Source organism: Mycobacterium sp., assembly GCF_049278535.1.
Taxonomy (GTDB): domain Bacteria; phylum Actinomycetota; class Actinomycetes; order Mycobacteriales; family Mycobacteriaceae; genus Mycobacterium.
Genome location: NZ_JBAPMI010000072.1, coordinates 1 through 2,792 on the forward strand (window position 1 = coordinate 1; position 2,792 = coordinate 2,792).

2 protein-coding genes and 2 pseudogenes are annotated in these 2,792 nt (G+C 66.0%); 2 read left to right on the top strand and 2 right to left on the bottom strand.

Annotated features, from left to right (window positions below):
• Together WAO18_RS04195 and WAO18_RS04200 are read left to right on the top strand one after the other, a co-directional pair.
• Positions 1-302, top strand: a pseudogene (locus WAO18_RS04195) (ATP-dependent helicase); the annotation flags it as partial.
• 42 nt (positions 303-344) lie between these two features.
• A complete protein-coding gene (locus WAO18_RS04200; RefSeq protein ID WP_422204134.1) occupies positions 345-830 on the top strand; it encodes a hypothetical protein in 486 nt (161 codons plus the stop codon).
• Between the two features lie 90 nt (positions 831-920).
• Here the strand turns inward: WAO18_RS04200 and WAO18_RS04205 are convergent, their stop codons facing one another.
• Together WAO18_RS04205 and WAO18_RS04210 are read right to left on the bottom strand one after the other, a co-directional pair.
• On the bottom strand, positions 921-2,087 hold the full coding sequence (locus tag WAO18_RS04205) for an FAD-binding domain (protein WP_422204135.1): 1,167 nt from the start codon (positions 2,085-2,087) through the stop codon (positions 921-923).
• A 49-nt stretch (positions 2,088-2,136) separates the two neighbouring features.
• Positions 2,137-2,792, bottom strand: a pseudogene (locus WAO18_RS04210) (galactokinase); the annotation flags it as partial.

Consider the following 2,792-nt stretch of genomic DNA (forward strand, 5'->3'; position numbering starts at 1 on the left):
CTGTCGTACTTCCCGAACAGCGCAGAGACACCTCGGACCTGATGCGCCGGGCCGGTATCGCCGTCCGCCCGCAGCAGGTGACCGCGCAGTCCGAGCCCGTTGCACAGCTGGTCGGCGAAATCGCGCCCTACCAGGCTCCGACCGCCAAACCCGCGACCGCCCACCCCGCCCAGCGCTCCCAGCCGCGACGCCGGCCTAACCGCGGTGGCGAGCGCGCCAAAGCGGCCCGCAGCGGTCAGCGCGCAGGTGGGCACGGACATCGCGCCGGCGCTCGCACCGGGGCATCACGCCACACCTCGTAGGTCCTGTTTCGATTGTTTCGATTGTTTCACTACGGTGAAATCATGACGGACGATTCGCACGCGGTTACCATCTCGCACCCACCTCAAGCATTCCTGCGCCTGGTCAACCCGGTGCTGACGTTCCTGCTGCACACCCCGTTCGCCGGTGCGGCGCGCCACCAGTTCATGGTCGTCGACTTCAAAGGCCGCAAGAGCGGGCGTCCGTATTCGCTTGTGCTGACCGCCCATTTGATCGACGGCGTCCTTTACGCCCTCACCGGTGCGAGCTGGAAGGTCAACTTCCGCGATGGCGCTCCCGCGCAGGTGCTTCATGCCGGCAAGACGACGGCGATGCGCGGCGAGCTCATCACCGACATCGCACACGTCGCGGATCTCTCTGCGCGCTGCGCCGAGTCGTACGGCGTCAAGCGCGCCGAGCGCGTGATGGGCATAGGGTTCCGCGACCATCAGATGCCGACCCGCGATCAGTTCGCCGAGGGCGTCGAGCGACTGAACCTGAGGGCGATCCGGTTCACTCCTGCAACATGACTGAACCATTGCCGTTGTGCCCGCCTTCGAGCGAAATTGGTGGGCCATAGTCAGTTGTCGCTCGGAGGTGGGCACATCGTGCACACCTAGCTAAATGCCGTACTCCGGCAGCGTGATGTCGTCGCGCACGCCGCCGGCCAACAGCGTCGACAGCAGCCCGAAGTTCGCCATCCGCATCGCCACATTGCGGAACCACAAGCCGAACCGGGTCCGGGTGGCGAAGAACGGAATGTTGCGCTGCGCACCGGCTTGTTTGGTTTTGATAAAAGGACGCATCAGCGACTGGTAGGCATCGAAGGCGCGGCGGTAGTCGGCGCCGGCGCGCGCGAGTTCGCCGGCCAGCACGTACGCCTCGGCGATCGCCAGCCCGGTGCCCTCACCGCCCAGCAACGAAATACACCCGGCGGCGTCCCCGATCAGCAGCACGCGGTCACGCGACCAGTTGTCCATGCGGACCTGGCTGACGACGTCGAAATACAAGTCGTCGACGTCGTCGAGCGCCGCCAGGAAATCCCGTGATTCCCAGCCGATGTCGCTGAACTCGTTGCGCAACTGGTCTTTTGGTGCCACGCCCAGGCTGTCGTGCCCGGCGCGGAAGATGAACAAAAGCATGGTGCGGTCGCCGCGCAGCGTGAACCGCCCCAGCTGGCGACCGGGACTGCCGTAGGTGACGTAGACCAGATCGTCGCGGGGGCGGTATCCGTCGACCATGCACGCAGCGACCTTGCAGCCCAGGTAGTGCTCGAACTCCTGGTCTGGCCCGAAGACCAGACGGCGCACGTTCGAGTGCAATCCGTCCGCGCCGACGAGCAGGTCGAAATCGCGCGGGCCGCCGTTCTCGAGGGTCAGCCGGACGCCCTCACTGTGCCCGTCCACAGTGACGATGCTGTCGCCGAAGATCGTTTCGACCTTGTCTTCGATGGTGCTGTACATCGTGGCGGCCAGGTCGCCGCGGGGCAGGCTGATCAACTCGTCGCCGAACATGCGCCGGAAGACATCGACGTGCACGTCGGCCTTGACCTGGCCGCGGGAGCCGACGGAGCGCACCACCTCAACCTGGTACCCGGCGGCACGGATCGGGTCTTCGATGCCCATGCGTTTGGCCACTTGGTAGCCGACGCCCCAGAAGTCGATCACGTAGCCGCCGGTGCGGAACTTCGGCGCCTGCTCGATCACCGTCGGGTGGTGGCCGGTGCGGTGCAACCAGTGGGCGAGCGCCACACCGGCCACGCCGGCGCCGCTGATCGCGATCCTCACACCGCCGTTCTTACCAGTGATGTGGCCCGGCCCGGAAGATGCGGTCGCGCTACCGCACCGCTCCTGCACCTCGAGCGGCATGAGTCTGAGAAATCACCGGCTCCTCGTAGCCCGCGGCGTGCAGCGCTGACCGCACCGCGTCGGCAACCGGAGCTACCTGATCGGCCGGCACCAATGCGATCACGCAGCCGCCGAATCCGCCGCCGGTCATCCGGGCGCCCAGTGCGCCTGCACTCACCGCGGTGTCGGCGATCAGATCAATGTGCGCAGTAGTGATGGCGAAGTCGTCACGCATCGATGCGTGCGACGCGGTGAAAATCCGGCCGGCCGAGGCATAGTCCGAATCACCCAACGCTGCAACGACATCGAAAACCCGCTGGTTCTCGCTCAGCACATGCCGGGCGCGACGCGCGTCGACGGGATTGGTGACGTGGTCAAGGGCAGAGAGCTCGTGGATCTCCCGCAGCGACACCACGCCCACGTCGGCGGCGGCCCGTTCACAGGACAGTCGACGCGCGGCATATTCACCACCGACATGGCCGTGCCGTTCGCGCGAGTCGATCAGCAACAGCTCAACACCCGACGATGACGGGTCGAAGGCCACCGGCGAGACGGTCAGCTCCCGAAAGTCGATCAGCAGCGCCGTCGACTCTTGGCCAAACAACGACGACAGCTGATCGAGTAAACCCGTTGGGGCGCCGACAT